This is a genomic window from Methylobacterium sp. WL9, assembly GCF_008040035.1.
GTDB lineage: Bacteria > Pseudomonadota > Alphaproteobacteria > Rhizobiales > Beijerinckiaceae > Methylobacterium > Methylobacterium thuringiense.
The window spans coordinates 151,829-176,985 of record NZ_VRVE01000001.1; the positions used below are offsets into that span (position 1 = coordinate 151,829).

The 25,157-nt window shown below is 68.2% G+C and carries 27 protein-coding genes and 1 other RNA gene; 13 read left to right on the plus strand and 15 right to left on the minus strand.

Annotated elements, in window-relative coordinates:
* The first annotated feature begins 170 nt into the window (after positions 1-170).
* Positions 171-380: a hypothetical protein gene (locus tag FV217_RS00680; RefSeq protein WP_147813246.1), complete on the plus strand. Its 210-nt coding sequence runs from the start codon at positions 171-173 to the stop codon at positions 378-380.
* A gap of 203 nt (positions 381-583) precedes the next feature.
* A complete protein-coding gene (locus FV217_RS00685) occupies positions 584-823 on the plus strand; it encodes a hypothetical protein (RefSeq protein WP_147813248.1) in 240 nt (79 codons plus the stop codon).
* Between the two features lie 80 nt (positions 824-903).
* Here FV217_RS00685 and FV217_RS00690 read toward each other — a convergent pair whose 3' ends face one another.
* Positions 904-1,683, minus strand: coding sequence for an MOSC N-terminal beta barrel domain-containing protein (locus FV217_RS00690; protein ID WP_147813250.1), 780 nt, complete (start codon positions 1,681-1,683; stop codon positions 904-906).
* 236 nt (positions 1,684-1,919) lie between these two features.
* Between FV217_RS00690 and clpB the strand changes: the two genes are divergently transcribed.
* The 4 genes from clpB to FV217_RS00710 all read left to right on the plus strand — a co-directional run bounded on the left by clpB (position 1,920) and on the right by FV217_RS00710 (position 7,484).
* The gene (gene clpB / locus FV217_RS00695) at positions 1,920-4,550 is read left to right on the plus strand and encodes an ATP-dependent chaperone ClpB (protein WP_147813252.1); all 2,631 of its coding nucleotides are present in this window, start codon (positions 1,920-1,922) and stop codon (positions 4,548-4,550) included.
* Between the two features lie 81 nt (positions 4,551-4,631).
* Complete coding sequence (locus tag FV217_RS00700; RefSeq protein WP_147813254.1) at positions 4,632-5,306, plus strand: metallophosphoesterase family protein; 675 nt, start codon at positions 4,632-4,634, stop codon at positions 5,304-5,306.
* A gap of 63 nt (positions 5,307-5,369) precedes the next feature.
* Entirely contained in the window at positions 5,370-6,839 is a 1,470-nt protein-coding gene (locus FV217_RS00705; RefSeq protein WP_147813256.1) for a TIGR00366 family protein, read from the plus strand.
* Between the two features lie 21 nt (positions 6,840-6,860).
* Positions 6,861-7,484: a carboxymuconolactone decarboxylase family protein gene (locus tag FV217_RS00710; RefSeq protein WP_147813258.1), complete on the plus strand. Its 624-nt coding sequence runs from the start codon at positions 6,861-6,863 to the stop codon at positions 7,482-7,484.
* A gap of 3 nt (positions 7,485-7,487) precedes the next feature.
* On the opposite strand, the gene FV217_RS00715 is transcribed toward FV217_RS00710, so the two are convergent.
* The 6 genes from FV217_RS00715 to FV217_RS00740 form a co-directional block, all read right to left on the minus strand.
* Positions 7,488-7,859, minus strand: a complete 372-nt coding sequence (locus tag FV217_RS00715) for a DUF423 domain-containing protein (protein ID WP_147813260.1) — start codon at positions 7,857-7,859, stop codon at positions 7,488-7,490.
* Positions 7,856-8,509 (minus strand): ribosome biogenesis GTP-binding protein YihA/YsxC, encoded by a 654-nt coding sequence (yihA, locus tag FV217_RS00720; RefSeq protein ID WP_147813262.1) that lies wholly within the window; start codon positions 8,507-8,509, stop codon positions 7,856-7,858. The genes FV217_RS00715 and yihA overlap by 4 nt, the downstream gene beginning before the upstream one ends.
* 15 nt (positions 8,510-8,524) lie before the next feature.
* On the minus strand, positions 8,525-10,372 hold the full coding sequence (gene yidC, locus FV217_RS00725) for a membrane protein insertase YidC (protein ID WP_147813264.1): 1,848 nt from the start codon (positions 10,370-10,372) through the stop codon (positions 8,525-8,527).
* Entirely contained in the window at positions 10,365-10,871 is a 507-nt protein-coding gene (locus FV217_RS00730; protein WP_147813266.1) for a ribonuclease P protein component, read from the minus strand. The genes yidC and FV217_RS00730 overlap by 8 nt, the downstream gene beginning before the upstream one ends.
* A 55-nt stretch (positions 10,872-10,926) precedes the next feature.
* Positions 10,927-11,061, minus strand: coding sequence for a 50S ribosomal protein L34 (rpmH, locus tag FV217_RS00735; protein WP_055947927.1), 135 nt, complete (start codon positions 11,059-11,061; stop codon positions 10,927-10,929).
* A gap of 172 nt (positions 11,062-11,233) precedes the next feature.
* Positions 11,234-11,806, minus strand: a complete 573-nt coding sequence (locus FV217_RS00740; protein ID WP_147813269.1) for a sugar O-acetyltransferase — start codon at positions 11,804-11,806, stop codon at positions 11,234-11,236.
* 419 nt (positions 11,807-12,225) lie between these two features.
* Between FV217_RS00740 and FV217_RS00745 the strand changes: the two genes are divergently transcribed.
* Complete coding sequence (locus FV217_RS00745) at positions 12,226-12,759, plus strand: DUF1465 family protein (protein WP_147813271.1); 534 nt, start codon at positions 12,226-12,228, stop codon at positions 12,757-12,759.
* Between the two features lie 94 nt (positions 12,760-12,853).
* Here FV217_RS00745 and rpmE read toward each other — a convergent pair whose 3' ends face one another.
* A complete protein-coding gene (gene rpmE, locus FV217_RS00750; protein ID WP_147813273.1) occupies positions 12,854-13,108 on the minus strand; it encodes a 50S ribosomal protein L31 in 255 nt (84 codons plus the stop codon).
* Between the two features lie 168 nt (positions 13,109-13,276).
* Here rpmE and FV217_RS00755 point away from each other — a divergent pair, with 168 nt between their 5' ends.
* On the plus strand, positions 13,277-15,184 hold the full coding sequence (locus FV217_RS00755; RefSeq protein WP_147813275.1) for an ABC transporter transmembrane domain-containing protein: 1,908 nt from the start codon (positions 13,277-13,279) through the stop codon (positions 15,182-15,184).
* 3 nt (positions 15,185-15,187) lie between these two features.
* Positions 15,188-16,201, plus strand: a complete 1,014-nt coding sequence (locus FV217_RS00760; RefSeq protein WP_147813277.1) for a D-cysteine desulfhydrase family protein — start codon at positions 15,188-15,190, stop codon at positions 16,199-16,201.
* Positions 16,202-16,205: 4 nt separating this feature from the next.
* On the opposite strand, the gene FV217_RS00765 is transcribed toward FV217_RS00760, so the two are convergent.
* The 7 genes from FV217_RS00765 to FV217_RS00795 form a co-directional block, all read right to left on the minus strand.
* Entirely contained in the window at positions 16,206-17,219 is a 1,014-nt protein-coding gene (locus tag FV217_RS00765) for a peptidoglycan -binding protein (RefSeq protein ID WP_147813279.1), read from the minus strand.
* 1 nt (position 17,220) lies between these two features.
* On the minus strand, positions 17,221-18,204 hold the full coding sequence (locus tag FV217_RS00770) for a MotA/TolQ/ExbB proton channel family protein (protein ID WP_147813281.1): 984 nt from the start codon (positions 18,202-18,204) through the stop codon (positions 17,221-17,223).
* Between the two features lie 123 nt (positions 18,205-18,327).
* Positions 18,328-19,149 (minus strand): TIGR00282 family metallophosphoesterase, encoded by an 822-nt coding sequence (locus FV217_RS00775; RefSeq protein ID WP_147813283.1) that lies wholly within the window; start codon positions 19,147-19,149, stop codon positions 18,328-18,330.
* 2 nt (positions 19,150-19,151) lie between these two features.
* The gene (locus FV217_RS00780) at positions 19,152-19,736 is read right to left on the minus strand and encodes a 5-formyltetrahydrofolate cyclo-ligase (RefSeq protein ID WP_147813427.1); all 585 of its coding nucleotides are present in this window, start codon (positions 19,734-19,736) and stop codon (positions 19,152-19,154) included.
* A 16-nt stretch (positions 19,737-19,752) separates the two neighbouring features.
* A non-coding RNA gene (gene ssrS, locus FV217_RS00785) (6S RNA) lies at positions 19,753-19,909 on the minus strand.
* 123 nt (positions 19,910-20,032) lie between these two features.
* Complete coding sequence (locus FV217_RS00790; RefSeq protein WP_147813285.1) at positions 20,033-20,410, minus strand: cell division protein ZapA; 378 nt, start codon at positions 20,408-20,410, stop codon at positions 20,033-20,035.
* 11 nt (positions 20,411-20,421) lie between these two features.
* Entirely contained in the window at positions 20,422-20,709 is a 288-nt protein-coding gene (locus FV217_RS00795) for a DUF4164 family protein (RefSeq protein WP_238231091.1), read from the minus strand.
* 384 nt (positions 20,710-21,093) lie between these two features.
* Here FV217_RS00795 and gap point away from each other — a divergent pair, with 384 nt between their 5' ends.
* From gap to fba, 4 genes are all read left to right on the plus strand, one after another.
* On the plus strand, positions 21,094-22,101 hold the full coding sequence (gene gap / locus FV217_RS00800; RefSeq protein ID WP_147813289.1) for a type I glyceraldehyde-3-phosphate dehydrogenase: 1,008 nt from the start codon (positions 21,094-21,096) through the stop codon (positions 22,099-22,101).
* Positions 22,102-22,169: 68 nt separating this feature from the next.
* Positions 22,170-22,646, plus strand: coding sequence for a hypothetical protein (locus FV217_RS00805; protein WP_238231089.1), 477 nt, complete (start codon positions 22,170-22,172; stop codon positions 22,644-22,646).
* A gap of 10 nt (positions 22,647-22,656) precedes the next feature.
* Positions 22,657-23,859 (plus strand): phosphoglycerate kinase, encoded by a 1,203-nt coding sequence (locus FV217_RS00810; protein ID WP_147813291.1) that lies wholly within the window; start codon positions 22,657-22,659, stop codon positions 23,857-23,859.
* A 190-nt stretch (positions 23,860-24,049) separates the two neighbouring features.
* The gene (gene fba, locus FV217_RS00815; protein WP_147813294.1) at positions 24,050-25,117 is read left to right on the plus strand and encodes a class II fructose-bisphosphate aldolase; all 1,068 of its coding nucleotides are present in this window, start codon (positions 24,050-24,052) and stop codon (positions 25,115-25,117) included.
* Positions 25,118-25,157 lie beyond the last annotated feature (40 nt).

A 25,157-nucleotide genomic window follows, 5' to 3' on the forward strand; every position in this document is an offset into this window, starting at 1 on the left:
CCCGGCGCTGCGGAACAGCGCGCCGGGCGCACGTCATGCCGGGATAAGATCGACGGTGCTGGCGAAAGCTTCGGCAGACTGCTTAACGAGCGGGCCTTAACAAAAGATCAAATTTAACGCTCGATTAACCATGCCGACGGATAGTGTTCCTGCCGCCCAGGAACACGACCATGCTCGATACCGACCTGTTCACCCCGCGCCCGACACTGACCAGCCCCAATCTCCTGGCGCGCGCGCTCCACGCCTTCGGTCAGAATGCGCCGTCGCAGGCCGAGATCTGGGATCGCCTGACCCAGAACTTCACCGTCGACCTCGACGCCGTGGCCGCCCTGATGCCGCGCAGCGAGCCTGAGCCGGCCTGGCTCAAGGCCCGCGACTGACCGTTCGACCTCGCCGCGCGCTGTGACATGCATCACACGTCAGGCCCCCAACCGGGAGTGCTCAGGCAGATTTGGCACGGCCTCTGCGTGATACGCCCGCAAGACGATAAGCAAGAGGGGGACGCCCAGGCAACGACCACGCGGTGACTCCCACGCCGGAGCAACCCCGCGGACCTTTTCGCAACACGAAAATGGGGTCCGTCATGCCTGAACTTCTCGCCGTCGCCCTCGTCTGCGCGACCACGCTCTCCTCCGTGGACTGCTCGCGCGATACCGCCCTCGACATCATCGTCGCACCGGCACATTCGGCCATGGAGTGCATGATGCACGCCCAGGCCTCCGCTGCCTCGGCAGGCCTTCCAGGCGGAGACGGACGCTACCTCAAGATCATGTGCGAACGGCGCACCAAGCTCGCCGCGGTGGCCGAGCCTGTCGATCACTGACTGTCGTTCGCGCGACCCTCGGCCGAGGGTCGCGTTCCGCGCGCCCGGCGGATGACCGCCGCCGCGCGGAACGCGGCGCTTTACCTGTCGAGCGTGAGAGCGTCGCCCTCGCGCAGGACGCCGCCTGCGATCACCTCGGCATAGACGCCGCAATCCATGTGGCCGAGCCGCTCGTCGAGCGCGCGCGGGATCGCGAGATCGCGAAAGCCGGTCTGCGGATCGACGTTCGTCGCCGCGCAGCGCTGCGTCCGCGCGGTAACCTTGAGCCGGGCGCCCCCCGGCGCCTCGACGATGCGGCCGACGAGGTCGAGTTCGGCCCAGGGGTCGAGACCGTCGAGGAGGACGTTGCCGCGAAAACGCAGCGGGTCGACCGGCGCGCCGACGAAGTCCTCGACCGCGCGCACGCTGGCGAGATTGATGAACGACACGAAGCCCGTCCGCGAATCCGTGAAGCGGTAGCCCGGGGGGGCCTCCAGCACCCGCGGCTCGCCACGCAATTCGTGCGGCAGAAAGCCTTTCATGAACGCGGCGAGTGCATCGCGCCCCTCACGGCTGCCGAGGTCGTAGACGACCGGGGCATCGTCTCCGTACTCGATGGTGAGCCTGTGTGATGCGTCGTCGAAGCGGGTGCGCAGCCGGGCCAGCGCCTCGTTCCGCATCAGCATCAGGTAGACGATCTTGGGCAGGTGGCGCGGTGCGACCTCGTTGAAGCCCGAAGGCCCGTTCTCGATCGCGTAGAGCCGGTCGCCGGGAAAGTAGCCGCTGGTTTCCAGCTCGGCCGAGGCGACGCGTTCGGGGGAGAGCCCTTTGACAGGGTAACGATAGAGATGCGCGATGCGGATTTCCGAAGGCTGGCTCATGAAACCGGGCTAATCCCGGCGCTGCCTCGCGACAAGCCACCAAGCAGCGATCTCGGCTTACGCAGTCGGCCCGTTCAGACCCCTTGTGTCACGAATATACAACACCAAATTCCTCTCACCGGCGGCCTCATGAGGCGTCGGTGTCCCGGCGGGGCCGACCCCGCGGGAGGTCGCATCGGGCGTGGCTGTGCCGGTTGGCCGGGCAGGGCGTTCGATCGGGATGAGGGTATCGACGCATGAATTTCGAGAAATACACGGAGCGGGCTCGCGGCTTCGTCCAGGCGGCGCAGTCGCTGGCGATGCGCGAGGGGCATCCGCAGCTCGCCCCGGGGCACCTGCTCAAGGTGCTCCTCGACGACACGGAAGGGCTCTGCGCGGGCCTGATCGACCGAGCCGGCGGCCAGTCGAAGGTCGCGCTGGCCCAGATCGAACAGTGGCTCGCCAAGCAGCCGAAGGTTTCGGGGAACAGTGCGCAGCCGCAGGCGACGCGCGATCTCGTGCGCCTGTTCGACACGGCGGAAAAAGCCGCCGAGAAGGCTGGCGACAGCTACGTCACGGTCGAACGGCTCCTACTCGCCTTCGCCGTCGAGAAGGAATCCGAGGCCGGCCGGGCGCTCGCCGCCGCCGGCGTCACAGCGGCCTCGCTCAATGCCGCAATTAACGCATTGCGCAAGGGCCGCACCGCCGACAACGCCTCGGCCGAGAACGCCTACGACGCGCTGAAGAAGTACGCCCGCGACCTCACGGAGGCTGCCCGCGAGGGCAAACTCGACCCGGTGATCGGGCGTGACGAGGAGATCCGCCGCACCATCCAGGTGCTGTCACGGCGCACCAAAAACAATCCCGTCCTCATCGGCGAGCCCGGCGTCGGCAAGACCGCCATCGTCGAGGGGCTGGCCCTGCGCATCGTCAACGGCGACGTGCCGGAGAGCTTGAAGGAGAAGAGCCTGCTGGCGCTCGACCTCGGCGCGCTCATCGCGGGCGCCAAGTACCGCGGAGAATTCGAGGAGCGGCTGAAGGGCGTGCTGTCCGAGGTCACGGCTGCGGCCGGCGGCATCATCCTGTTCATCGACGAGATGCACACGCTGGTCGGCGCCGGAAAGGCCGACGGCGCCATGGATGCGTCGAATCTTCTGAAGCCCGCTTTGGCCCGCGGCGAGCTGCACTGCGTCGGCGCGACCACGCTCGACGAGTACCGCAAGCATGTCGAGAAGGACGCGGCTCTGGCCCGGCGCTTCCAGCCGGTCTTCGTCTCCGAGCCCACCGTAGAGGATACGGTCTCGATCCTGCGCGGCCTCAAGGAGAAGTACGAGCAGCACCACGGCGTGCGCATCCAGGATTCCGCCCTGGTCGCGGCGGCGACGTTGTCGAACCGCTACATCACCGACCGCTTCCTGCCCGACAAGGCGATCGACCTGATGGACGAGGCCGGTTCGCGCCTGCGCATGCAGGTCGATTCGAAGCCGGAGGAACTCGACAACGTCGACCGCGAGATCGTGCGGCTCAAGATCGAGGGCGAGGCCCTCAAGAGGGAGACCGACGCCGCCTCCCGTGACCGGCTCCAGCGCCTGCAGAAGGAGCTGGCCGAGCTCGAGGAGCAGTCCGCGTCGATCACGGCCCGCTGGAAATCGGAGAAGGACAAGCTCGGCGCCGCGGCCGACCTCAAGAAGAAGCTCGACGAGGCCCGCACCGACCTCGCCAACGCCCAGCGCCAGGGCCAGTACCAGCGCGCGGGCGAGCTCGCCTACGGCGTGATCCCGGGACTGGAGAAGACGCTCGCCGAGATCGAGGCCGCGGCCGAATCCGCTGCGGACCGCGACGGCATGATGGAGGAGGCGGTGACGCCGGCCCACATCGCCGGCGTGGTCTCGCGCTGGACCGGCGTGCCCGTCGACAAGATGTTGGAGGGCGAGCGCGAAAAGCTGCTGGCGATGGAAGATGCGTTGGCGAAGCGCGTCGTCGGCCAGCGCGAGGCGGTGGAGGCGGTCTCGACCGCCGTGCGGCGGGCGCGGGCCGGACTGCAGGACCCGAACCGGCCGATCGGCTCGTTCATGTTCCTCGGCCCCACCGGCGTCGGCAAGACCGAGCTGACCAAGGCGCTCGCCGGCTTCCTGTTCGACGACGACACCGCCCTCGTGCGCATCGACATGTCGGAATACATGGAGAAGCATGCGGTCGCCCGGCTGATCGGCGCGCCTCCCGGCTATGTCGGCTACGAGGAGGGCGGGGCGCTGACCGAAGCGGTGCGGCGGCGGCCCTATCAGGTCGTGCTGTTCGACGAGGTCGAGAAGGCGCATCCGGACGTGTTCAACGTCCTGCTGCAGGTGCTCGACGACGGGCGCCTGACGGACGGGCAGGGCCGCACGGTCGATTTCCGCAACACGCTGCTGATCATGACGTCGAATCTCGGCTCCGAATATCTGGTGAATCAGCCGGCGGGCGAGGACACGGACGTGGTGCGCGAGGAGGTGATGGGCGTGGTGCGCGGGCACTTCCGGCCGGAATTCCTCAACCGGATCGACGAGATCATCCTGTTCCACCGCCTCGCTCGCTCCGAGATGGGTGCGATCGTCAAGATCCAACTCGCCCGGCTGCAGAAACTGCTCGACGAGCGCAAGATCGCCCTCGATATCGACGACGAGGCCGAGGGCTGGCTCGCCGACAGGGGCTACGACCCGGCCTACGGGGCACGCCCGCTCAAGCGCGTGATCCAGAAGACCGTGCAGGATCCGCTCGCGGAACTGCTGCTCTCCGGGCAGCTCCACGACGGCGAGGCGGTGCCGGTGCGGCTCGGGCCGATGGGGCTGATGATCGGCGACGTTTCGGTTGGCGGCGAGCGGCGGCCGTTGGGGGCGACGCTGAACTAAACGCTCTGCCGGCGGCGGTCATCGCCGCCGGGTGTCGTCCTCGTCATTGCGTCGGCAAGACTTTGCCCCGACAACGAGAGGATGATTGCGGCAACGCTGACATACGCCATCGGCGACATCCACGGCTGCGCCGACCTTCTCGACGCCCTGCTCGAAAAAATCGACGCTCACGCGGCGTGCCGCGCGCGGAAACTCGTCTTCCTCGGCGACTATATCGACCGCGGCCCCGACAGTGCGCGAGTGATCGAAACCTTGCGCAAGCTGCAATGGCGCGAGGAGGAGGCGGTCGTCTGCCTGATGGGCAACCACGAGGCGATGCTGTTGAAGACACTGCAGGAGCGCGGCGCCCTCGATCTCTGGCTCCAGAACGGCGGCGCGGAGACGCTCGCCGCGTTCGGCGCCGCGGGGCCGGAAGAGTTGCCCGGCGACGTGCTCGACTGGATCGAGGCGCTGCCGACGCTGCACGAAGACGCCCTGCGCTGGTACGTCCATGCCGGCTTCCGGCCGGAGGCTGAGGTGCCCGATCCCGACATCGAGACGCGACTCTGGATCCGCGAACCGTTTCTCTCAGAGCCTCACGATTTCGGCCGCCACGTTGTCCATGGACACACGCCGCTCTCGGACACGCGCGCGGAGGTTCATGCCTATCGCACCAACCTCGACACCGGCGCGGTCTATGGCGGCGCGCTGACCGCGGGCGTCTTCGTGGCGGAACAGGCGAAGGCCGTGGAATTCCTGAGCGTTCGCGCGCCTTGAGCGCCGTAGTCCCTTGAGGCCGCGCCCGGTTTCGGCGCCTATGCTGCGCAGGAGAGGGCGACCATGGCCGAACACGCGCAGCGGACACCGAGGCAGGGCAGCGACCCCGACCGAGGACCACGCAAAGAGGAAAGCGCCCTGGCGCGTCTGGCGCTCCGCTTCACCGAATGGGCGGAGAAGTGGTTCCCGGACGCCTTCGTGTTCGTGGCCATCGCCGTGGTCATCGTGGCGGGGGCCGCGCTCCTCAACGGTGCGCCGGTCCAGGCGGTCACCAAGAGTTTCGGCGACGGCTTCTGGAGCCTGATCCCCTTCACCATGCAGATGGTCTTCGTGACCATCGGCGGCTACGTCGTCGCGACCTCGCCGCCCGTGCAGGCCCTGATCGACCGCATCGCGCTGGTGCCGAAGACGGGGCGCGGCGCGATCGGCCTCATCGCCATCGCGACGATGCTGTCCTCCCTGCTGAGCTGGGGCCTGAGCCTGATCTTCGGCGGACTTCTGGCCCGCGCGCTGGCGCGCCGCGAAGATCTGCGCATGGATTACCGCGCGGCAGGCGCCGCCGCCTATCTCGGCCTCGGCGCGACCTGGGCCATGGGCCTGTCGTCCTCGGCCGCACAACTCCAGGCCAACGCCAAGAGCCTGCCGCCGAGCCTCTTGCCGATCACCGGCGTGATCCCCTTCAGCGAGACGATCTTCCTCTGGCAGTCGATGCTCATCGCCGCCGTGCTCGTCACGATGTCGGCGGTGATCGCGCTCGCCTCCGCCCCGGGCCGCGACAGCGCGGTGACGGCGCAGGATCTCGGCATCGATCCGCGCCGCGAAGAGGAGCCGATCACCGGCCCCCGACAGCCCGGCGAATGGCTGGAACACGCCCCGCTGCTCACCATCCTGATCGGATTTCTCGCCGTCGGCTGGCTGATCCAGGAATTCGCGCGCCAGGACTGGATCGTCGCGATCTCGAACCTCAACACCTACAACTTCCTGTTCCTGATGCTCGGCTTCGTTCTGCATTGGCGGCCGAAGCGCTTCCTGAACGCGCTTGGGAAAGCGGTGCCCGCCACCGCCGGTATCCTGATCCAGTTCCCGTTCTATGCCGCCATCGCCGCGATCCTGACGGGCGCCAAGAATGCCGCCGGCAGCAGCATCGCCGACGTCATCACCCACGCCTTCGTCGCGCTGAACACGCAGGGCAGCTTCCCGCTGGCGATGGGCGTCTATTCGGCCGTGCTCGGCTTCTTCGTGCCGTCCGGCGGGGGCAAGTGGCTGCTGGAGGCGCCTTACGTGATGCAGGCGGCCAACGAGCTGAAAGTGCATCTCGGCTGGGCGGTGCAGGTCTACAACGCAGCGGAGGCCCTGCCGAACCTGATCAACCCGTTCTTCATGCTGCCGCTGCTCGGCATCCTCGGCCTGAAGGCGCGCGACATCGTCGGCTTCAGCTTCCTGCAACTGATCTTCCACCTGCCGGTTGTGCTGTTCCTGCTGTGGGCGCTGGCCTTCACGCTGGAGTATCATCCGCCGGTTTTGCCCGGCTGACGGCCGACGGGATTTATGAACATGCGTACGCGCATTGCACTCGCCTTCGCGTTCGGCCTCCTGGCACCCTCAGCCGCACGCGCGCAGGACCGGATGCCGGAGATCCCGGCCGACACGCAGACTGAGGCCCAGAAGAAGGCCTCCGAAGAGTTCCTGGTGGCCCGCAAGGTGCCGGTGTTCGGCCCGTTCGTGCCGCTGCTGCGCAGCCCGCAACTGATGCTGAACGCCAGCAACATGGGACTCTACCTGCGCTACAACAGCGTCGTGCCGCTGAAGCTCAGCGAGTTCACAATCCTGCTCACGGCGCGAGAGTGGAGCCAGCAGCTCGAATGGCAGATCCACGAGCCGATCGCGCGGAAGGCCGGTCTCGATCCGGCCATCGTCGAGGCCGTCCGGGAGGGACGCCGCCCCGACGCGATGGGCGAGGACGAGACCCTAGTTTACGCCTTCGCGACCGAGCTCCACCGCAACAAGGCGGTCAGCGACAAGACCTACGCACGTGTCGTGGAGAAGTTCGGGGAACAGGGCGCGATCGATCTCGCCGGGATCAACGGCTACTACACGTTGCTCGCCATGACCCTGAACATGGCTCGCACCGCGTTGCCGGCGGGTGTGACGCCGCCATTGCCGGACCTGATCAAGTAGGAGTCAGCGGCGCACGGGCACCAAGGCCGCGACGGCGACCAGCAGCCAACCGCCCATCAGCGCGAAACCGCCGGACGGCGCGGCCATCTGGAACAGGGCGGCGCCGGTCAGCGACCGCATGGCGAGATCGCCGCTGAACAGCGCGAGGCCGATCAGCACCGCGGCCGCCGCCGCGCGGGTGATGCGCGGGCCGGTCAGCCCGGAAGCGCCGAGCGTCACGAGCCCAACGACGAGCGGCGCGTGAAACAGCAGGAACTGCGCGGCGGTCTTCAGCGTCTCGCAGCCGCTGGTATGGGCGGCAGCCGCACTCGCTGCGACGCCGAGCAGGCCCGAGAGGCCGGCGAGCGCGAGGAGAACGCGGTCGAGTGGGGTCACGCGCCGCGCTCGGACAACAGCCGCGCCACGCAAGCGCGCAACTCCGCCACGCCGCGGTCATCACGGCTCGAAGTCAGCAGGATTTCGGGAAACGCCGCAGGCCGGCGCGCGATGGCTGCCTGGATGCCCGCGATGCGCGCGTCGATCTCATGCTTCTTGAGCGCGTCACCCTTGGTCAGCACGATCTGGTAGGACACCGCCGCCTTGTCGAGGCCGTCGAGCACGTCCGTGTCGATCTCCTTCAGGCCGTGGCGCGAGTCGATCAGCATGAAGACGCGGGCGAGGTTGGCCCGGCCCTTGAGGTAGGCGTGGATCAGTTCGGTCCAGGCCGCGACCTTGGCTTTCTCCACCGCGGCGTAGCCGTAGCCCGGCATGTCGACCAGCGTCAGACGCTCGCCGATCTTGAAGAAGTTGAGCTGCTGGGTGCGTCCCGGCGTGTGCGAGGTGCGCGCCAGGGTATTCCGGCCCGTCAGCGCGTTGACGAGGCTCGACTTTCCGACGTTGGAGCGGCCGGCGAAGGCGATCTCGACGCCGTCCATCGGCGGCAGCACGCCGATCGACGGCGCGGCGGCGATGAAGTCGGCGGCTCCGGCGAAAAGCAGGCGGCCGGCCTCGGTGAGGCCGGCCTGTTCGGTGTCGGATGAAGTCACGTCAGCCCTTGATCTTCAGCTTTTGGCGGCGGCGCCCTTGCCGGGCGGCGTCTTCTTGCTGAACGTGCCCCTCAGGTTGTCCCACAACTCCACCTTCACGCCGTTGCGGCGCATGATGACGTATTGCTGGATCACCGAGAGGGTGTTGTTCCAGGCCCAGTAGATCACGAGGCCAGCCGGGAACGAGCCGAGCATGAAGGTGAAGATGATCGGCATGAAGGTGAAGACCTGCGCCTGGACAGGGTCCGGCGGCGTGGGGTTCATCTTCATCTGCACGAACATCGTCACGCCCATCACCAGCGGCCAGACGCCGAGATGGACGAAGTCGGGCGCCGCGAACGGCAGCAGGCCGAACAGGTTGAGCAGGCTCGTCGGATCCGGCGCGGCAAGATCCTGGATCCAGCCGAAGAACGGCGCGTGCCGCATCTCGATGGTGATGAACAGCACCTTGTAGAGCGCGAAGAAGACCGGGATCTGGATCAGCACCGGCCAACAGCCGGCGACCGGATTGATCTTTTCCTTCTTGTACAGCTCCATCATGGCCTGCTGCTGTTTCATCTTGTCGTCTTTGTACCGCTCCCGGATGGAGGCCATCTCGGGCTGCACGGCCTTCATCTTGGCCATGGAGACGTAGGAGCGGTTGGCGATCGGCAGGAAGAACAGCTTCAGAATCGCGGTCACGAGCAGGATCGAGACGCCGAAGTTTCCGAGCAAGTGGAAGAAGAAATCCAGCGCCTTGAACATCGGCTTGGTCAGGAACCAGAACCAGCCCCAGTCGATCATCAGATCGAACTGCTTGATGCCGAGTTCCTTCTGGTAGGCGTTGATCTGGTTGACCTCCTTGGCGCCGGCGAACAGGCGCTGCGTGGCGACCGAGGACGCGCCGGGCGCGACGGAGACGGCATCGCCGCGCACGCTGGTCTGGTAGACCTTGGTGGCGCCATCGGTCCGCTCGGTGAAGGCGCCGGTGAAGGGCTTGTCCTGATCGGGGATCGAGGCCGCAGCCCAATACTTGTCGGTGATGCCGACGAAGCCGCCGGTCACGTTCGTCCAGGCCTTGCCCTTGGTGTTCGCACCGCCGTAGGCGGGCTCCTTGGCGACGTGGTCGTAGGTGTATTCCTGCAGGCCATCGGTGCCGAGCACGCCGATCAGGCCTTCGTGCAGCACGTAGTAGCCCTGGGTCTGCGGCTTACCCCAGCGCGAGACGAGGCTGTAGGGATAGAGGGTGACGGCCTTGGAACCGGTGTTGTCGATCTCGTCGCGTACCGTGAACATGAACTTGTCGTCGACGGCGACGATGCGCTTGAAGGTGAGGCCGGCACCGTTGTCCCAGGTCAGGGTCACGGGCTTGCCCGGCGTCAGAACCTCGGCATCGGCCTTCCAGACCGTCTCGGAATTCGGCAACGGGCCGGCATCGGCACCGACCCAGCCGAACTCGGCATAGTAGGGGTTGGCGCTGCCGGTGGGCGAGAGCAGGACGATGCGCGGGCTCTCGTCGCTGACGGTCTCGTGGTAATTCTTCAGGAGGATGTCGTCGATGCGGCCGCCCTTGAGGGCGATCGAGCCGAACAAGGCCGGGGTGTCGACGCGCAGACGCGCCGAACGGGCGATGGCCTCGTCGCGCGAGACGGGCGCTTGACCGGCGCTCGGCACGGTGCCGGGCACGGGAGCGGAGGGGCCACCCTCCTTCGAGCTCGGCGTAGGGACGGCATCGCTGCCCAGCGGCTGACCGGCGGCCTTGTTCTGGGCCTGGGTCTGACGCTGGCGCTCGCTCATCGGCGCAGCGACGAAGTAGTTCCAGCCGAGCAGCACCGCCAGAGACAAGGCGATCGCGACGAACATGTTCGTCTTGTCGTTACCCATCGGTCGATCCGTGCGCCGTCTGTGTTTTGATCTTGCCGGGATTCGGCTGGCGGGGGACATGTGCCCCCGTTCGGGGCCGAGCGCCAGGGGCCGCGGCGCCGGAGCCGCCACTCCTGCCAGCAGGCGTGTCCTTGGGGCCGCGCGGCTTGGTCACCGCCTTGAGCGACCGGCGCAGGTCATCGACGAGCGTTTCGAAGGCGGCATCGAGGGCAGGGCGGCGCGCCACCAAGACGACATCGGCCGGGCAGCCGGGCGCGTCGTCGCCGAGCACCGCGATGGCACCGCGCAGGCGGCGCCTGATGCGGTTCCGCTCGGTGGCGTGGCCGACCCGCTTGGTGATGGTGAAGCCGAGATAGACCCCCTCGGCGGGGCCGCCGTCGCGCATCTCGCCAGGCTCGCGGAGGCGACCCTGCGCAGTCATGCGCTCGGTATGGTAGCGCCGGCCGGATGCCGCGGCGAGGAAGTCCGGTCGCCGCCTCAGGCGTCGAATGCTCGGCACAGCCACTGACCTCCGGCGCCCGGCCCCGACGGGCCGGTACGCGCAATCCGCTGACTTAGGCGGAAAGCTTCTTGCGGCCGTGGGCGCGGCGGGCGGCGATGACCTTGCGGCCGCCGGCCGTCGCCATACGCGCGCGGAAACCGTGGCGGCGCTTCCGAACGAGCTTGCTCGGCTGGTAGGTTCTCTTCATGGCATGGACTCCGGCGGACGGGATGAGGATCCAAGCGGCGCCAGGGCGCGCTGAGGACCGAACCGTCCCTCAAGAAATGTGTCGGCAAGCGCGAAGAGCGCCCGAAAGGGGGCGCCGCTTCACATGACGCGGGCTTATGTCGGATGGTCCTGCCCAAGTCAATTCGAACAGGTCATTTCGACGCCATGCTTCGGCTCACGATCGGACGCGCCGGATTGCCGGCGACCGTCGTGCCGGGGGCGACGTCCCGCGTCACCACGGCGCCCGCGCCGATCACGGCGTCGTCGCCGACGGTGACGCCCGGCATGATCAGTGCACCGCCACCGATCCAGACGTTGCAGCCGATCACCACCGGCCGGCCGAATTCGAGCCCGGCCCTGCGCGGCTCGGGATCGCGCGGATGATCCGCCGCGTAGATCTGAACGGCCGGACCGATCTGCGTGCCGTGGCCGATGGTGACGCTGCAGACGTCGAGAATCACGCAGTTGAAGTTCATGAACGCACCGTCGCCGATGCTGATGTTGAAGCCGTAGTCGCAGAAGAACGGCGGCCGGATCACCGCGTCGGCTCCGACATGGGAGAAGCGCTCGGCGAGCAAGGCACGCCGCTCGGCCGGGGACGCGGCGAAGGCCGCGTTGTAGCAGACCATCCAGTCCTTGGTGGCCGCGATGTCCGCCTGGATCTCGGGATCGCCCGGCCGGTAGAGTTCACCGGCCAGCATCTTCTGTTTTTCGGTTTTGCTCACGCCTCGTCCTCTGGCCTGGCCTCGGCCGGACGGCCCGGCATGCCTCAGATCGTAGAAGGGGCCTGCCCTGACAAGGCCAGCGGGCCGGCGGGGAAGGCGGACCGTAACGGTCCATTAACCTTTCGAAGTCATGACGAGAGCATGTCCAGTGCGCTGGATATCGAGTGGTTCCGTCCACTCTGTTTGATGCCTCCCTGTTCGACTTCGTCAAAGCCGTCCTCCGGGGCGGCTTTTTTTTGCGCCGTCGCGCCCTCCGGCCGCGCGTGAACGTGAACGGGCGCCGAGGCACCAAGCCGGCCGATTAACGTTAAGCCCTGGTAAACGGTGCGGCCGGCGCGGAATGCGCTAGGTTCACTCCGTCGGCCCCACGGATTCGCTTTCTCAAGCCGTATCCAAACGGATGGGCCACAGGAGACACGATGACCGGCTTAGACGTCATGTTCCGGGACGACAGCGACTGGGTCAGCTTCGGCGAAACCTACGTCGCCTCCGAAAGCTTCAAGGGCCTGTTCCGCGACGGCATGACCCTGGTCGAGGAGACGGCGGCCTATCTCGACGGCAACGGGCGCGACGAGTCGCGGGGCGCCTCGCGTGATGCGACGCTGGCCTATGCCGGCGAGAGCATGCGGCTCACCACGCGCCTGATGCAGATCGCATCGTGGCTGCTGGTCCAGCGCGCCGTCGCCGAGGGCGAGATCACCCATGGCCAAGCACAGGAAGAGAAGCGGAGGGTCAAGCTGACCGCGTCGGAAACCCGGATGATCGACGAAGGCGACGGCTTCGCCTTGCTGCCGGAGCGGCTTCAGGATCTCGTCGAGCGTTCGCGCCGGCTGCATGCCCGTATCCTGCACCTCGACGGCCTGATCACCGAAGATCGCCCGACACCGCGCCCGGTCGAGAGCCCGGTCGCGGCCCAGCAGGGCTTGCTGCGCTCGGCCTTCGGCGGACTCTGATCGTCCCGATCGGCACCGGACACGAAAAAGGCGGCGCCCTCGGGCGCCGCCTTTTTTCTGTCCGAGACCTGGCCGAACGCCAGAGCCCCAAAAATTACTTCTTGCCGAAGGCCATGCTGCCGAAGCGCGAGTTGAAGCGCGAGACGCGGCCGCCGCGATCGAGCATCTTCTGCTCGCCGCCGGTCCAGGCCGGGTGCGTCGAGGGGTCGATGTCGAGGTTGAGGACGTCGCCCTCCTTGCCGTAGGTCGACCGGGTCATGTAGTCGGACCCGTCGGTCATCACGACCTTGATGAAGTGGTAGTCGGGATGCTCGGTCCCCTTGGCCTTGGCGGCCGCATCTTTTGCCATGACGAAGTCCTGATTGGGTCACGCCGACCGGACGGCGCAGCGGTCCGCGGCCGAATATCACGCGCGTTTCGGTGAAGCCGGGCCTATACCCCAGCCGCACCCGGCGAACAAGGCCGGCGCCAGAACCATAAGCAAGACACGACAGGGACGAAACGATGACGAGGACCGATGGCCGCCGCGCGTGACACCGCCCGTGGGGCGAGGGGAAAGCGAAGGGGCGGGGCAGGCACGGCCGACGCGAGCGGCGATGCCGCCAAGCGCGCGCCGCTCGGTGCGCTGAAGCCGCTGATTCCCTTCGCTGCCGTCTATCGCGGACGCATCTTCGCGGCCTTCCTCTCGCTGGTCTTCGCGAGCGGCGCCACGCTGGTGGTGCCCGTGGCGATCCGCCGGGTGATCGACCACGGCTTCTCGCCCGAGGGCCACACCTTCATCGACAGCTACTTCCTGGCGCTGCTCGGCGTCGTGGCGGTGCTCGCGCTCTCCAGCGCCGGCCGCTACTATACCGTGGTGAGCCTCGGCGAGCGCGTGGTCGCGGACCTGCGCAGCGCGGTCTTCGCTCGGCTGACCACACTCGATCCGGCCTTCTTCGACCGCACGCAATCCGGCGAGATCGTCTCACGCCTCACCGCCGACGCGACGCAGGTGAAGGCCGTGTTCGGCGTCTCGATCTCGATCCTGCTGCGCAACGCCTTCCTCTTCGTCGGCGCCGTCGCGATGATGGTCTGGACGAGCCCGAAGCTCTCGATCCTGGTGCTCGGCGCCATCCCGCTGATCGTGTTTCCGCTGATCCTGTCGGGGCGCGGCGTCCGCCGCCGCTCGCGGGCGGCGCAGGATCGCCTCGCCGACGCATCCGCCTATGCCTCGGAGGCGATCGGTGCGGTGCGCACCATGCAGGCCTTCGGCATGGGGCCGGCCACCACCACGCGCTTCCGGGGCGCTGCCGAGAACGCCTATTCCGCAGCCCTCGCCTCGATCACGGCCCGCGCGATCCTGACGGGCGTGGCGATCTTCCTGATCTCCGGCTCCGTCGTCGGGGTGATGTGGTACGGCGCGCAGAGCGTCCTCTCGAACACCATGACCGCCGGCGTGCTGTCGCAGTTCGTGCTCTACGCCGTGTTCGGCGCGAGTGCGCTGGGACAGCTCTCCGAGGTCTACGGCGAACTGGCGCAGGCGGCAGGCGCTGCCGAGCGCCTCGGCGAGATCCTGGCCACCGAACCGACGATCCGGACACCTCTCAATCCGGTCAGCTTCCCGCAACCGCCGCGGGGTGAGGTCGCGTTCGAGGACGTGCGCTTCGTCTATCCGACCCGGCCCGGCCACAACGCGCTCGACGGCATCAGCTTCAACGTCGCCTCGGGCGAGCGCGTGGCGCTGGTCGGCCCCTCGGGCGCCGGCAAGACCACGGTGCTGCAGTTGCTGCTGCGCTTCTACGATCCGCAGGGCGGGCACGTGCGCGTCGACGGCGTCGACATCACCGCCGCCGATCCGGATGCGCTGCGCGAACGCCTCTCGCTGGTGCCGCAGGATCCGACGGTGTTTTCGGGCAGCATCGTCGACAACATCCGCTACGGGCGACCTGACGCGAGCGAGGCCGACGTGGTGCGGGCGGCGCAGCTCGCCAATGCCGACGGCTTCATCCGGGCCCTGCCGCAGGGCTACGACACCGTGGTCGGCGAGCGCGGCATGACGCTGTCCGGCGGCCAGCGCCAGCGCGTCGCCATCGCCCGCGCCATCCTCAAGGACGCCCCGATCCTGCTCCTCGACGAGGCGACCTCGGCCCTCGACGCCGAGAGCGAGCGCGCCGTGCAGAACGCCCTCGACCATCTGATGGAGGGCCGCACCACCCTGGTCATCGCCCACCGCCTCGCCACGATCCGCGCCGCCGACCGCATCCTGGTGCTCGACGGCGGCCGCATCGTCGAGGAGGGGACCCACGAGAGCCTGCTCGCCCGCGGAAAGCTCTACGCGCAGCTCGCGAGCCTGCAATTCACCGACGCCCTCGACGACAGCGCCCGGCCGCGCGACCCGCACCTCAAGCGCGAAGCCTTGTCCGCGGAAATCTTGCCGGCGGAGTAGCCGATGCTCGACCTCTCCCGCTTCCCACGAGTCGCGTTGACCGACGCGCCGACGCCGATCCAGCCCCTCGACGGGCTGAGCCGGCATCTCGGCGCTGCGCTCGCCGGCGTACGCCTGTTCGTGAAGCGGGACGACATCGGCCCGGTGGGCGGTGGCGGCAACAAGCTGCGCAAGCTCGAATTCCTGCTCGGGCAGGCGCGGGCGGACGGCGCCGACACCGTCATCACGGTCGGCGCCCTGCAATCGAACCACGCCCGGCTGACCGCTGCGGCGGCCGCACGCTGCGGATTTGCCTGCGAGCTATTCCTCACGCATTCGGTGGCCCGCGACGATCCCGACTATACCGGCAACGGCAACCGGCTCCTGCACGAACTGTTCGGCGCCCGCGTGCACCTGCTGCCGGGCGACGCAGATTCGCTTGCCGCCGCCCACGCGCGGGCCGCCGAACTGGAGCGGGAGGGCCGGCGCGTCGCGGTCTTCCCCTCCGGCGGATCGAGCGCGCTCGGCTGCCTCGGCTACGCCGCCTGTGCCGCCGAGGTCCTGGATCAGTCGGCGGCGATGGGTCTCGACCTCGCGCAGGTCGTCACCGCCAACGGCAGCAGCGGCACCCATGCCGGGCTCGTCGCCGGCTTGACGGCGCTCGGACGTAATCCCCGTCTGGCGAAATCCTACACGGTGCTCGCGCCGCTCGAGGAGGCCCGACGGATCACATTGGAGAAGGCCGAGGCCACCGCCGACCTGATCGGCGTCTCGCTTCCCGGCGACGCCATCGTCATCGACGGCGACCACCGCGGCGACGGCTACGGCATTCCGACGGACGGGATGCTGGAAGCGGTGCGGCTGATGGCGACGACCGAAGGGCTGCTGCTCGATCCGGTCTATAGCGGCAAGGCTTTTTCGGGTTTGCTCGCCGACGTGCGGGCCGGGGCCTATCGGCCGGGCGATGCGGTGCTGTTCCTGATGACCGGCGGTGCGCCGGGGTTGTTCGCGTATCGCGGCATCTTCGCCTCCGCGTGACGCGTCACCGCTCCGTCAGCTTCATCTCGATCCGCCGGTTCTTCGCATAGGCCTCCTCGGTGCTCCCTGCATCGAGCGGCTGGAATTCGCCGAAGGCACCCGCCAGCAATCGCTGCGGCGGGATGCCCTTCCCGCGAAGATACTGCACCACGGCGATGGCGCGCGCCGCCGAGAGCGACCAGTTCGAAGGGAACTGCGCCGACTGGATCGGCCGCGTATCGGTGTGGCCGTCGACGCGCAGCACCCAGGGAATGTCGGCCGGAATTTCCTTGGCGATGTCGAGGATCGCGTTCGCGATGCGGTCGATCTCTGGGCCAGCCTCTGGCTTCAGGGTCGCGGACCCGACCGGGAACAGCACCTCCGACTGCAGCACGAAGCGGTCGCCGACGATACGGACGTCGGAGCGGTTGCCGATGATCTGGCGCAGGCGCCCGAAGAAGTCGGAGCGGTAGCGGGCGAGTTCCTGCACGCGCTGGGCGAGCGCGACGTTGAGGCGGCTGCCGAGTTCGGCGATGCGGGTCTGGCTTTCCTTGTCGCGCTTCTCCGAGGCCGAGAGCGCGTCCTCCAGCGCCGCGAGTTGGCGGCGCATGGCGCGGATCTGGTCGTTGAGCACGTCGATCTGGTTCTGCGCCCGCGTGGTGGCTCCGCGCTCGGCCACGAGTTGCTTGTCGACGTCGGCCGACTGGCCCTTGTCCGCCTGCGCCGCGTCGGCCAGAGCCTGGAAGCGGTCGCGGTCGCTCTCGGCGCGCTCCAGGCTGCTCTTGAGCGAGGCGGCGCTCTCCTCCTGCGTGCGGCGGCTCGAGCGCTCCAGGGCGAGCAGGTCGGTGAGGTCGGCGATCTGGCGGTTGAGGCGGTTTAATACCTCGTCGCGCCCCGTCAGCTCCTGCGAGAGGAAGAACTGCCCCACGACGAAGATCGTGAGCAGGAACACCACCGAGAGCAGCAGCGTGGCCAGCGCGTCGACATAGCCCGGCCAGACGTTGATGCCGCGTGCGCTGCGGACGCGGGAAGAAGCCATCCTACGAGTCCACGCGCTCGCGGCCGAGCCGGTCGAGCACCTGCTTCAACTCCTTTTCGCGGCTGGCCTGGGCCTCGACCCAGTCGCGGATCATCTGCTGCTCGGCGCGCATGTGCTGCACCAGGCCCTGGATACCCTCGGCCAGATTGGTCATGGCCTGCGTGGCCGAACGGCTGCCAGAACCCTCGGCGACGACCTTGGTGAGCCGATCGAGGGTCTCCTGCAATTCGCGGGAGAAAGCCGGGTCCTGCTGCGGCGCTGGGACGGCACCCTTCACGGTCACCGCCTGCTCCTCGCCCGAGACCAGCCAATCCTCCAGCTCGTTGTGGAAGCGGGCATGGGCCTGACCGGCCTGGAGGTCGAGGAAGCCGATCACCAGGGAGCTGGCGAGGCCGAACAGCGAGGCCGAGAAGGCGAGGCCGATTCCGGAGAGCGGCACGGCGAGGCCGTTCTTGAGTTCGTCGAACATCACGGCGGCGTCGCCGCCGCCGCGCATGCCGCTGATCACGTTGCCGACCGCCGAGAGCGTGTCGATCAAGCCCCAGAAGGTGCCGAGCAGGCCGAGCAGGATCAGGATGCCGGCGACGTAGCGCAGGATCTCGCGGCCCTCGTCGAGGCGCACGGCGGTGGTGTCGAGATGGGCGCGGGTCCCCGAGAGCGTCGCGCCGTCCCGGCGCGCATCGATCGCCGGCACGAGGGGGCCGAGCAGGCGCGCCCCGCCCTTGGCCGGCGTTTCGCCGGCCGCGACCGCGTTGACGTAGGAGACCTCGCGGAAGAGCCGAAACACCTGCCCGAAGGCGAGCAGCACCGCGATCAGCAGGACGCCGAGGATGAGGCCGTTCAGGCCCGGATTGGCGAGGAAGGCCGGGGTGATCTGCCGGAAGAGAACGAAGGCGAGGAAGCCGACGAGAATCAGGAAGACCAGCATCCGGACGAGGTAGATGCCGGGCTTGCTGAGGGGAGGGGACGCGGGTCGGGCCGCCATCGGATCCGGGCTCTCGTTGGGTCGAGCCCACCTGTTGCGAGGCGGGGCCGATCGGCGCGCACTCTGGCGTCTGGTCCCGGACCGATCAAGCCGCGCGCGTACTCCGCAGCGCGCTCACACGCCTCAATCCCACGCGCGCGGCCAGGTTTCCTCCAGGTGCGGCCCCAGACGCACAGCATGGACGGCCTTGGCGAGCCCGGTGGCATCGTCGGTCTCGACGGCGATGCCGCAGAGCGTGCCCTCGCCGGTAGCTGGCTCCAGCCGCGATCCCGGCGTCTTCTGCAGGAAGCGGCGCAGCGGCTCCTCCTTCTGCATGCCGAGCATGGAATCGTAGTCGCCGCACATGCCGGCATCGGTGAGGTAGGCGGTGCCGCCGGGCAGGATGCGGTGGTCTGCGGTGGGCACGTGCGTGTGCGTGCCGACGACGAGGCTCGCCCGGCCGTCGAGAAACCAGCCGAAGGCCTCCTTCTCGCTGGTCGCCTCGGCATGGACGTCGACGATCACCGCGTCGGCCGCGTCGCGCAGGGGGCAGGAGGACAGTTCGCGGTCGACCGCGGTGAAGGGGTCGTCCATCGGATCGATGAACAGCCGGCCCATCACGTTGACCACGAGGACGCGCGCGCCGGTGCGGGTCTCGACCACGGCCGCGCCGCGCCCCGGCGTGCCTGGCGGGTAATTGGCCGGGCGGATCAGGCGGGGCTGGCGCTCGATGAAGACGAGCGCTTCGCGCTGATCGAAGGAGTGGTTGCCGAGGGTGACGACGTCGGCGCCGGCCTGGAGGATCTCGTCGCAGATCGACTCGGTGATCCCGAATCCGCCGGCCGCGTTCTCGCCGTTGACTACGACGCAATCGAGCCGCCAGCGCTCGCGCAGGCGCGGGAGCCTGTCGGCGACCACGTGGCGACCGGGACGGCCGACGACGTCGCCGAGGAAGAGCAGTCGCAAAACTAAGACCTCGACAGCGGCACGAGGCCGGTTTCGGTGACGAGATGGTCGAGGGGCCGGTCGTGCGGCTCGGCCGGCACGTGCGCGACCTCCTGCACCGAGAAAGCGATGCCGATGGTCAGAACCTGGCCGCGTCTGGAGAGGCGCTCGATCGCCATATCGTAATAGCCCTTGCCGTAGCCGATGCGGTTACCGGTGCGGTCGAAGGCCGCCAGCGGCACGATCAGCGCTGTGGGAAACACTTCGGGCAAGTCGTCGCGCGGTTCGCTCAACCCGAAACCGCCGCGCACCAGGGCTTCGCCCGCTCGCCACTCGCGAAACACGAGGCCGCTGGGCGTCACCTTCGGCAACGCCACGCGCTGGCCGCGTGCAAACAGCCTTTCGATGAGGGGACGCGGGTCGATCTCGCTGCGGATCGGCCAGAACCCGCCGACGAGTTCCGCGTCTCCCAGCGCCGGAATGCCAATCACGGTCTCGGCGACGGCGACCGAGCCGGCCTTACGCGCCTCCGGTTCCAGCGCGTCGCGTCGGGCAAGAACCTCGGCCCGCAGGCGGGCCTTGTCGGGGAGAGCAGGCGTGTCGGGCATGTCTGAAAAATGAAGGTGCGGAGCCACGTGGGCCGTCGGAGGATCGATCCCGGGAAACCTACAGTGTAGGTGGGCGCCGTGTTGGCCAAGTCCAGGGACAAGGCCAGGGACAGCTCCCTGGGGAGTCGATAAGGCCCCGGGGATAGTGCTCCAGTCGAACCCTGCAGCCCCGCCTCACCGATGTAATCGCGACGGGGCTCGGACGCCAGTGGCACCAGCCGTTCGGGGCCGGGGAATTTGCCGACAATCAATCGATCCGGCGCCCGGCCGCCTGCGCAGGGCACGGGACCCTTCTGTTACCGATCCCCGTCCGATCCAGTGGCGTCCACCCGCGGTGCCGGCGTATTCAGCGACTGCGTCAACCGCTCGATCCGCTCGGCGGTCTTCTCGATCCCCTCTGCCAACCGAGCCTCGCCGGACGATGCGGCTTCGCGCAGGCCCGCGGCTTCTGCTTCCAATGCGGCGAAACGGCTCTTCAGCTCGGCGAGTTCGTCCGAGACGGTGAGGGCGGCCATGACGTGGAGGCGCATGTCGCCGATCTCGCCGAAGGCCTTTCGCATCTCGGCGACCTTGGCGTCGAAGCCGGTGGCGAGGGCGGTGAGGTGATCCTCCTCGCCCGCGCCGCAGGCCATGCGGTAGGTCTTGCCGGCGATGGTGACGGTGACATGGGCCATGCGGGTCTCCCTCAGGCCCCGGGACGCGACGGCGGGCGGCGGTCGAGCACGGTCTCGACGGTCTCGATGGCGCGGCCAAGGCGGCGCTCCACGTCGCCGGTGACGCTCGCCATGCGGGCGAGTTGCGCGCTCGCCGCATCGAGCTCGGCGGCGAGGCGCGCGCGGTCCTCGTCCATCAGCGCCAGCTCGACGTCACGGTCGGCCCGGGCCGTCTCGGCCTCGACGCGCCGGGTGACCGCCGCTTCGAGGCGCACCATGGCCAAGTCCAGCCGCCGCAACGCGTCCGCGATCACCGCCATTCGCACCATTCTCCCACGTCCGTGGTTTCGCCCGGCGGACAAGAATTTTCCAGCCTTCGCCGCGCCATAATCCCCTTTCGAAGCGCTTCCGCGTGCTTTGACAGCCCCCATCGCCATGTTAGAGACCCGGCGCGCGCCGCGATCGTCTCATGGCGCGCACAGTTTTCCGGAATTCCAGCCCGTGACACCTTCCGGCCCCTCGCGCAGATCGTCCGCCGCCCGGATGATCCCGAGCGCCCGCCGGGCCGCGGCGCCGCCGATCCACCCCGGTTCATCCGAGGTTCAAGCGGAGCCGTCATGGAGCGGCGGGTGCCGCCTCGTGGCGGCGCAACATTGTCCGATCGAACGGCGCCGGAGCGCCGCAGCTTGCGAAGGAGTCACGCCGTGACGGTGAAGGTTGCCATCAACGGGTTCGGGCGCATCGGCCGCAACGTGCTGCGCGCCATCCACGAAGCCGGCCGCACCGACATCGAGGTGGTGGCCATCAACGATCTCGGCCCGGTCGAGACCAACGCCCACCTGCTGCGCTTCGATTCGATCCACGGCCGCTTCAACAGCAAGGTCGAGGTCGACGGCGAGTTCATCATCGTCGACGGCAAGCGCATCAAGGTCACGGCCGTGCGCAACCCGGCCGAGCTGCCGCACCGCGAACTCGGCGTCGACATCGCGCTCGAATGCACCGGCATCTTCACCTCGAAGGACAAGGCCAAGGCCCATCTCGAGGCGGGCGCCAAGCGCGTCATCGTCTCGGCCCCGGCCGACGGCGCAGACCTGACGGTCGTCTACGGCGTCAACCACGACAAGCTGACCGCCGACCACCTCGTGATCTCGAACGCCTCCTGCACCACCAACTGCCTCGTGCCGGTGGCCAAGGTGCTGCACGATCTCGTCGGGATCGAGCGCGGCTTCATGACGACGATCCACTCCTACACCAACGACCAGCCCTCGCTCGACCAGATGCACAAGGACCTCTACCGGGCCCGTGCCGCCGCGCTCTCCATGATCCCGACCTCGACGGGCGCCGCCAAGGCCGTCGGGCTCGTGCTGCCGGAGCTGAAGGGCAAGCTCGACGGCACCTCGATCCGCGTGCCGACCCCGAACGTCTCGGCGGTGGACCTCGTCTTCACGGCCAAGCGCGAGACCTCGGTTCAGGAGATCAACGACGCGATCAAGGCGGCGGCCGACGGCCCGCTCAAGGGCGTGCTCGCCTATACCGACCAGCCCAACGTCTCGATCGACTTCAACCACGACCCGCATTCCTCGACCTTCCACCTCGATCAGACCAAGGTCATGGACGGCACCTTCGTGCGGATCCTGGCCTGGTACGACAACGAGTGGGGCTTCTCGAACCGCATGGTCGATACGGCGGTTGCACTGGGCAAGCTGATCTGATCGGCGCCGGGGGGCGGTGCCCTCCGGATGCATCGCCTCCTCGAACGACAGCCGGAGTCTTTTCAACGATGGCCGACGACGCTCAGACCAAGATCGGTGGACCGAATTTCATGTCGGCTTCGCCAGCCCCCGCTCCCGCTCCGACACCGGCGGCCGTCGAGAAGCCGGCCGCCGCCGTGGCGCCGAGCACGCCGGCGCCGGCCGGCTCCGCGGTCGGAGACCAGCTCGCCCGGATCGAGGACAAGACTGCGCGGATCGAGGACAAGTACGCCCGCTCCGAGCAGCTCCTCTCCCGCATGGAGGAGAAGATCGAGGGCGCCACCACCCGCATGAACGAGGTGGCCCGCCAGTCCGATCTCGCGGCGCTCCGCGGCGAAGTCCGCAGCATCAACGAGCGCGTGAAGCGCAGCCCCGGCACCGGTGCCCTGGTGCTCACCGCGATCATCACCGCGGTGCTCACCGTGGTACTCACCGTGGCGGTACAGCGGCTCAACATCGACAGCATGCTGCCCCAGCGCGCCGCCCCCGCCGCGACGCAGCCCTGAGCGAGACCCGATGAGCGCCTTCCGTACCCTCGACGACGCCGGTTCGCTCGCAGGCCAGCGCGTGCTCGTGCGCGTCGACCTCAACGTGCCGATGGACGGGGGCCGCGTCACCGACGCAACCCGGATCGAGCGCATCGTGCCGACGATCCGCGCCATCGCCGACAAGGGCGGCCGCGTCGTCCTGCTCGCGCATTTCGGCAGGCCGAAGGGCAAGCGCGATCCGAAGGACTCCCTCCTGCCCGTCGTCGGACCGCTGTCCAAGGCGCTCGGGCGCGAGGTCGCCTTCGCGGAGGATTGCATCGGCGCTCCGGCCAGGGCCGCAACCGCCGCATTGAAGGACGGCGACGTCCTGCTCCTGGAAAACACCCGCTACCATCCGGGCGAGGAAAAGAACGACCCCGATTTCGCCAGGGCGCTCGCCGAGAACGGCGATCTCTACGTCAACGACGCCTTCTCCGCCGCCCACCGCGCCCATGCCTCGACCGAGGGCATCGCGCGGCTGCTGCCGGCCTATGCCGGGCGCGGCATGCAGGCGGAACTCGAGGCGCTGACCAAGGGCCTGGAAGCGCCGAAACATCCGGTGATTGCGCTGGTCGGCGGCGCCAAGGTCTCCACCAAGATCGACCTACTGCAGAACCTCGTCGCCAAGGTCGACATGCTGGTGATCGGCGGCGGCATGGCCAACACCTTTCTGCATGCCCAGGGCAAGGATGTCGGCAAGTCGCTCTGTGAAAAGGATCTCGCGGATACGGCGTTGCGCATCATCGAGGCCGCCAAGGCCGCGAACTGCCGCATCATCCTCCCGACCGACGCCGTGACGGCGAAGGAATTCAAGGCAAATCCCATCACCGAGACGCTTTCGGTCGACGCGGTGCCCGCGGACGCGATGATCCTCGATGCCGGTCCAGATTCCGTAAAACTCGTCAATGCTGCGATCGACGAGGCCGCGACGCTGGTCTGGAACGGCCCGCTCGGCGCCTTCGAGCTGACGCCGTTCGACGCCGCCACCGTCGCGGCGGCGCGTCATGCCGCCGAGCGGACGAAAGCCGGCAAGCTGGTCTCCGTCGCGGGCGGCGGCGACACCGTCGCCGCACTCAACCATGCGGGCGTGGCCGACGACTTCACCTACGTCTCGACGGCGGGCGGCGCCTTCCTCGAATGGCTCGAAGGCAAGGAGCTGCCGGGCGTCGAAGCGCTGCGGGCGAAGGGCTGAGAACGCACGGCGCGATCCCACCATCGCCCTGAGGTGCCTGCGTCAGCAGGCCTCGAAGGAGGGCTCCAGGGATCGCAGTGGTAACAGGAGCCCTCCTTCGAGGCCTCCGCTCTGCTACGGCACCTCACGATGAGGTGGTTTGTTTGGGATCGGCCGTTCGATGCCGATCGACTGGCATGGGGAACGGAACATGGCACGCATCACCCTTCGGCAGCTCCTGGATCACGCCGCCGAGCATGGCTACGGCGTGCCCGCGTTCAACCTGAACAACATGGAGCAGGGGCTGGCGATCATGGCCGCGGCCGACGCCACCGATTCGCCCGTGATCCTGCAGGCCAGCAAGGGCGCGCGCGCCTATGCCAACGACGTGGTGCTGGCCAAGCTCATCGACGGGCTCGTCGAGATCTATCCGCACATCCCCGTCTGTATGCATCTCGACCACGGCAACAACGAAGCCACCTGCGCCACCGCGATCCAGTACGGCTTCACCTCGGTGATGATGGACGGCTCGCTGAAGGCCGACGGCAAGACCCCGGCCGACTACGCCTACAACGTCGAGATTACCCGCAACGTCACCAAGATGGCCCATTGGGCCGGTGTCTCGGTCGAGGGCGAGCTCGGCGTGCTCGGCTCGCTCGAGAGCGGCACGGGCGAGGCCGAGGACGGCCACGGCGCCGAGGGTGAGCTCTCCCACGACCAGCTCCTCACCGACCCGGACGAAGCCGTGAAGTTCGTGCGCGAGACCAAGGTCGATGCGCTGGCGGTGGCCATGGGCACCAGCCATGGCGCCTACAAGTTCACGAAGCAGCCTGACGGCGACGTGCTCGCCATGAACGTGATCGAGGAGATTCACCGCCGCCTGCCGACGACCCACCTCGTCATGCACGGTTCCTCCTCGGTGCCGCAGGACCTGCAGGACATCATCAACCAGTATGGCGGGCAGATGAAGCCGACCTGGGGCGTGCCGGTGGAGGAGATCCAGCGCGGCATCAAGCACGGCGTGCGCAAGATCAACATCGACACCGACAACCGCATGGCGATGACCGGCCAGATCCGGAAGATCCTCACGGAGAATCCGGCCGAGTTCGATCCGCGGAAGTACCTGAAGCCCGCCATGGAGGCGATGACGAAGCTCTGCAAGCAGCGCTTCGAGGAGTTCGGCACCGCCGGCCAGGGCTCCAAGATCCGCCCGATTTCCGTCGCCCAGATGGCCAAGCGCTACGCGGACGGTTCGCTCGACCCGCGCATCGACGGCTGATCGCCAGTCTCGTTCGCGGGAGGATCGAAGTCCCCCGCGA

Coding starts and splice junctions, on each gene's coding strand:
- FV217_RS00680 (WP_147813246.1), top strand. CDS start 171: ATGCTCGATACCGACCTGTTCACCCCGCGCCCGACACTGACCAGCCCC.
- FV217_RS00685 (WP_147813248.1), top strand. CDS start 584: ATGCCTGAACTTCTCGCCGTCGCCCTCGTCTGCGCGACCACGCTCTCC.
- FV217_RS00690 (WP_147813250.1), bottom strand. CDS start 1,683: ATGAGCCAGCCTTCGGAAATCCGCATCGCGCATCTCTATCGTTACCCT.
- clpB (WP_147813252.1), top strand. CDS start 1,920: ATGAATTTCGAGAAATACACGGAGCGGGCTCGCGGCTTCGTCCAGGCG.
- FV217_RS00700 (WP_147813254.1), top strand. CDS start 4,632: ATGATTGCGGCAACGCTGACATACGCCATCGGCGACATCCACGGCTGC.
- FV217_RS00705 (WP_147813256.1), top strand. CDS start 5,370: ATGGCCGAACACGCGCAGCGGACACCGAGGCAGGGCAGCGACCCCGAC.
- FV217_RS00710 (WP_147813258.1), top strand. CDS start 6,861: ATGCGTACGCGCATTGCACTCGCCTTCGCGTTCGGCCTCCTGGCACCC.
- yidC (WP_147813264.1), bottom strand. CDS start 10,372: ATGGGTAACGACAAGACGAACATGTTCGTCGCGATCGCCTTGTCTCTG.
- rpmH (WP_055947927.1), bottom strand. CDS start 11,061: ATGAAGAGAACCTACCAGCCGAGCAAGCTCGTTCGGAAGCGCCGCCAC.
- FV217_RS00745 (WP_147813271.1), top strand. CDS start 12,226: ATGACCGGCTTAGACGTCATGTTCCGGGACGACAGCGACTGGGTCAGC.
- rpmE (WP_147813273.1), bottom strand. CDS start 13,108: ATGGCAAAAGATGCGGCCGCCAAGGCCAAGGGGACCGAGCATCCCGAC.
- FV217_RS00755 (WP_147813275.1), top strand. CDS start 13,277: ATGGCCGCCGCGCGTGACACCGCCCGTGGGGCGAGGGGAAAGCGAAGG.
- FV217_RS00760 (WP_147813277.1), top strand. CDS start 15,188: ATGCTCGACCTCTCCCGCTTCCCACGAGTCGCGTTGACCGACGCGCCG.
- FV217_RS00765 (WP_147813279.1), bottom strand. CDS start 17,219: ATGGCTTCTTCCCGCGTCCGCAGCGCACGCGGCATCAACGTCTGGCCG.
- FV217_RS00770 (WP_147813281.1), bottom strand. CDS start 18,204: ATGGCGGCCCGACCCGCGTCCCCTCCCCTCAGCAAGCCCGGCATCTAC.
- FV217_RS00780 (WP_147813427.1), bottom strand. CDS start 19,736: ATGCCCGACACGCCTGCTCTCCCCGACAAGGCCCGCCTGCGGGCCGAG.
- FV217_RS00790 (WP_147813285.1), bottom strand. CDS start 20,410: ATGGCCCATGTCACCGTCACCATCGCCGGCAAGACCTACCGCATGGCC.
- FV217_RS00795 (WP_238231091.1), bottom strand. CDS start 20,709: ATGGCGGTGATCGCGGACGCGTTGCGGCGGCTGGACTTGGCCATGGTG.
- FV217_RS00805 (WP_238231089.1), top strand. CDS start 22,170: ATGGCCGACGACGCTCAGACCAAGATCGGTGGACCGAATTTCATGTCG.
- FV217_RS00810 (WP_147813291.1), top strand. CDS start 22,657: ATGAGCGCCTTCCGTACCCTCGACGACGCCGGTTCGCTCGCAGGCCAG.
- fba (WP_147813294.1), top strand. CDS start 24,050: ATGGCACGCATCACCCTTCGGCAGCTCCTGGATCACGCCGCCGAGCAT.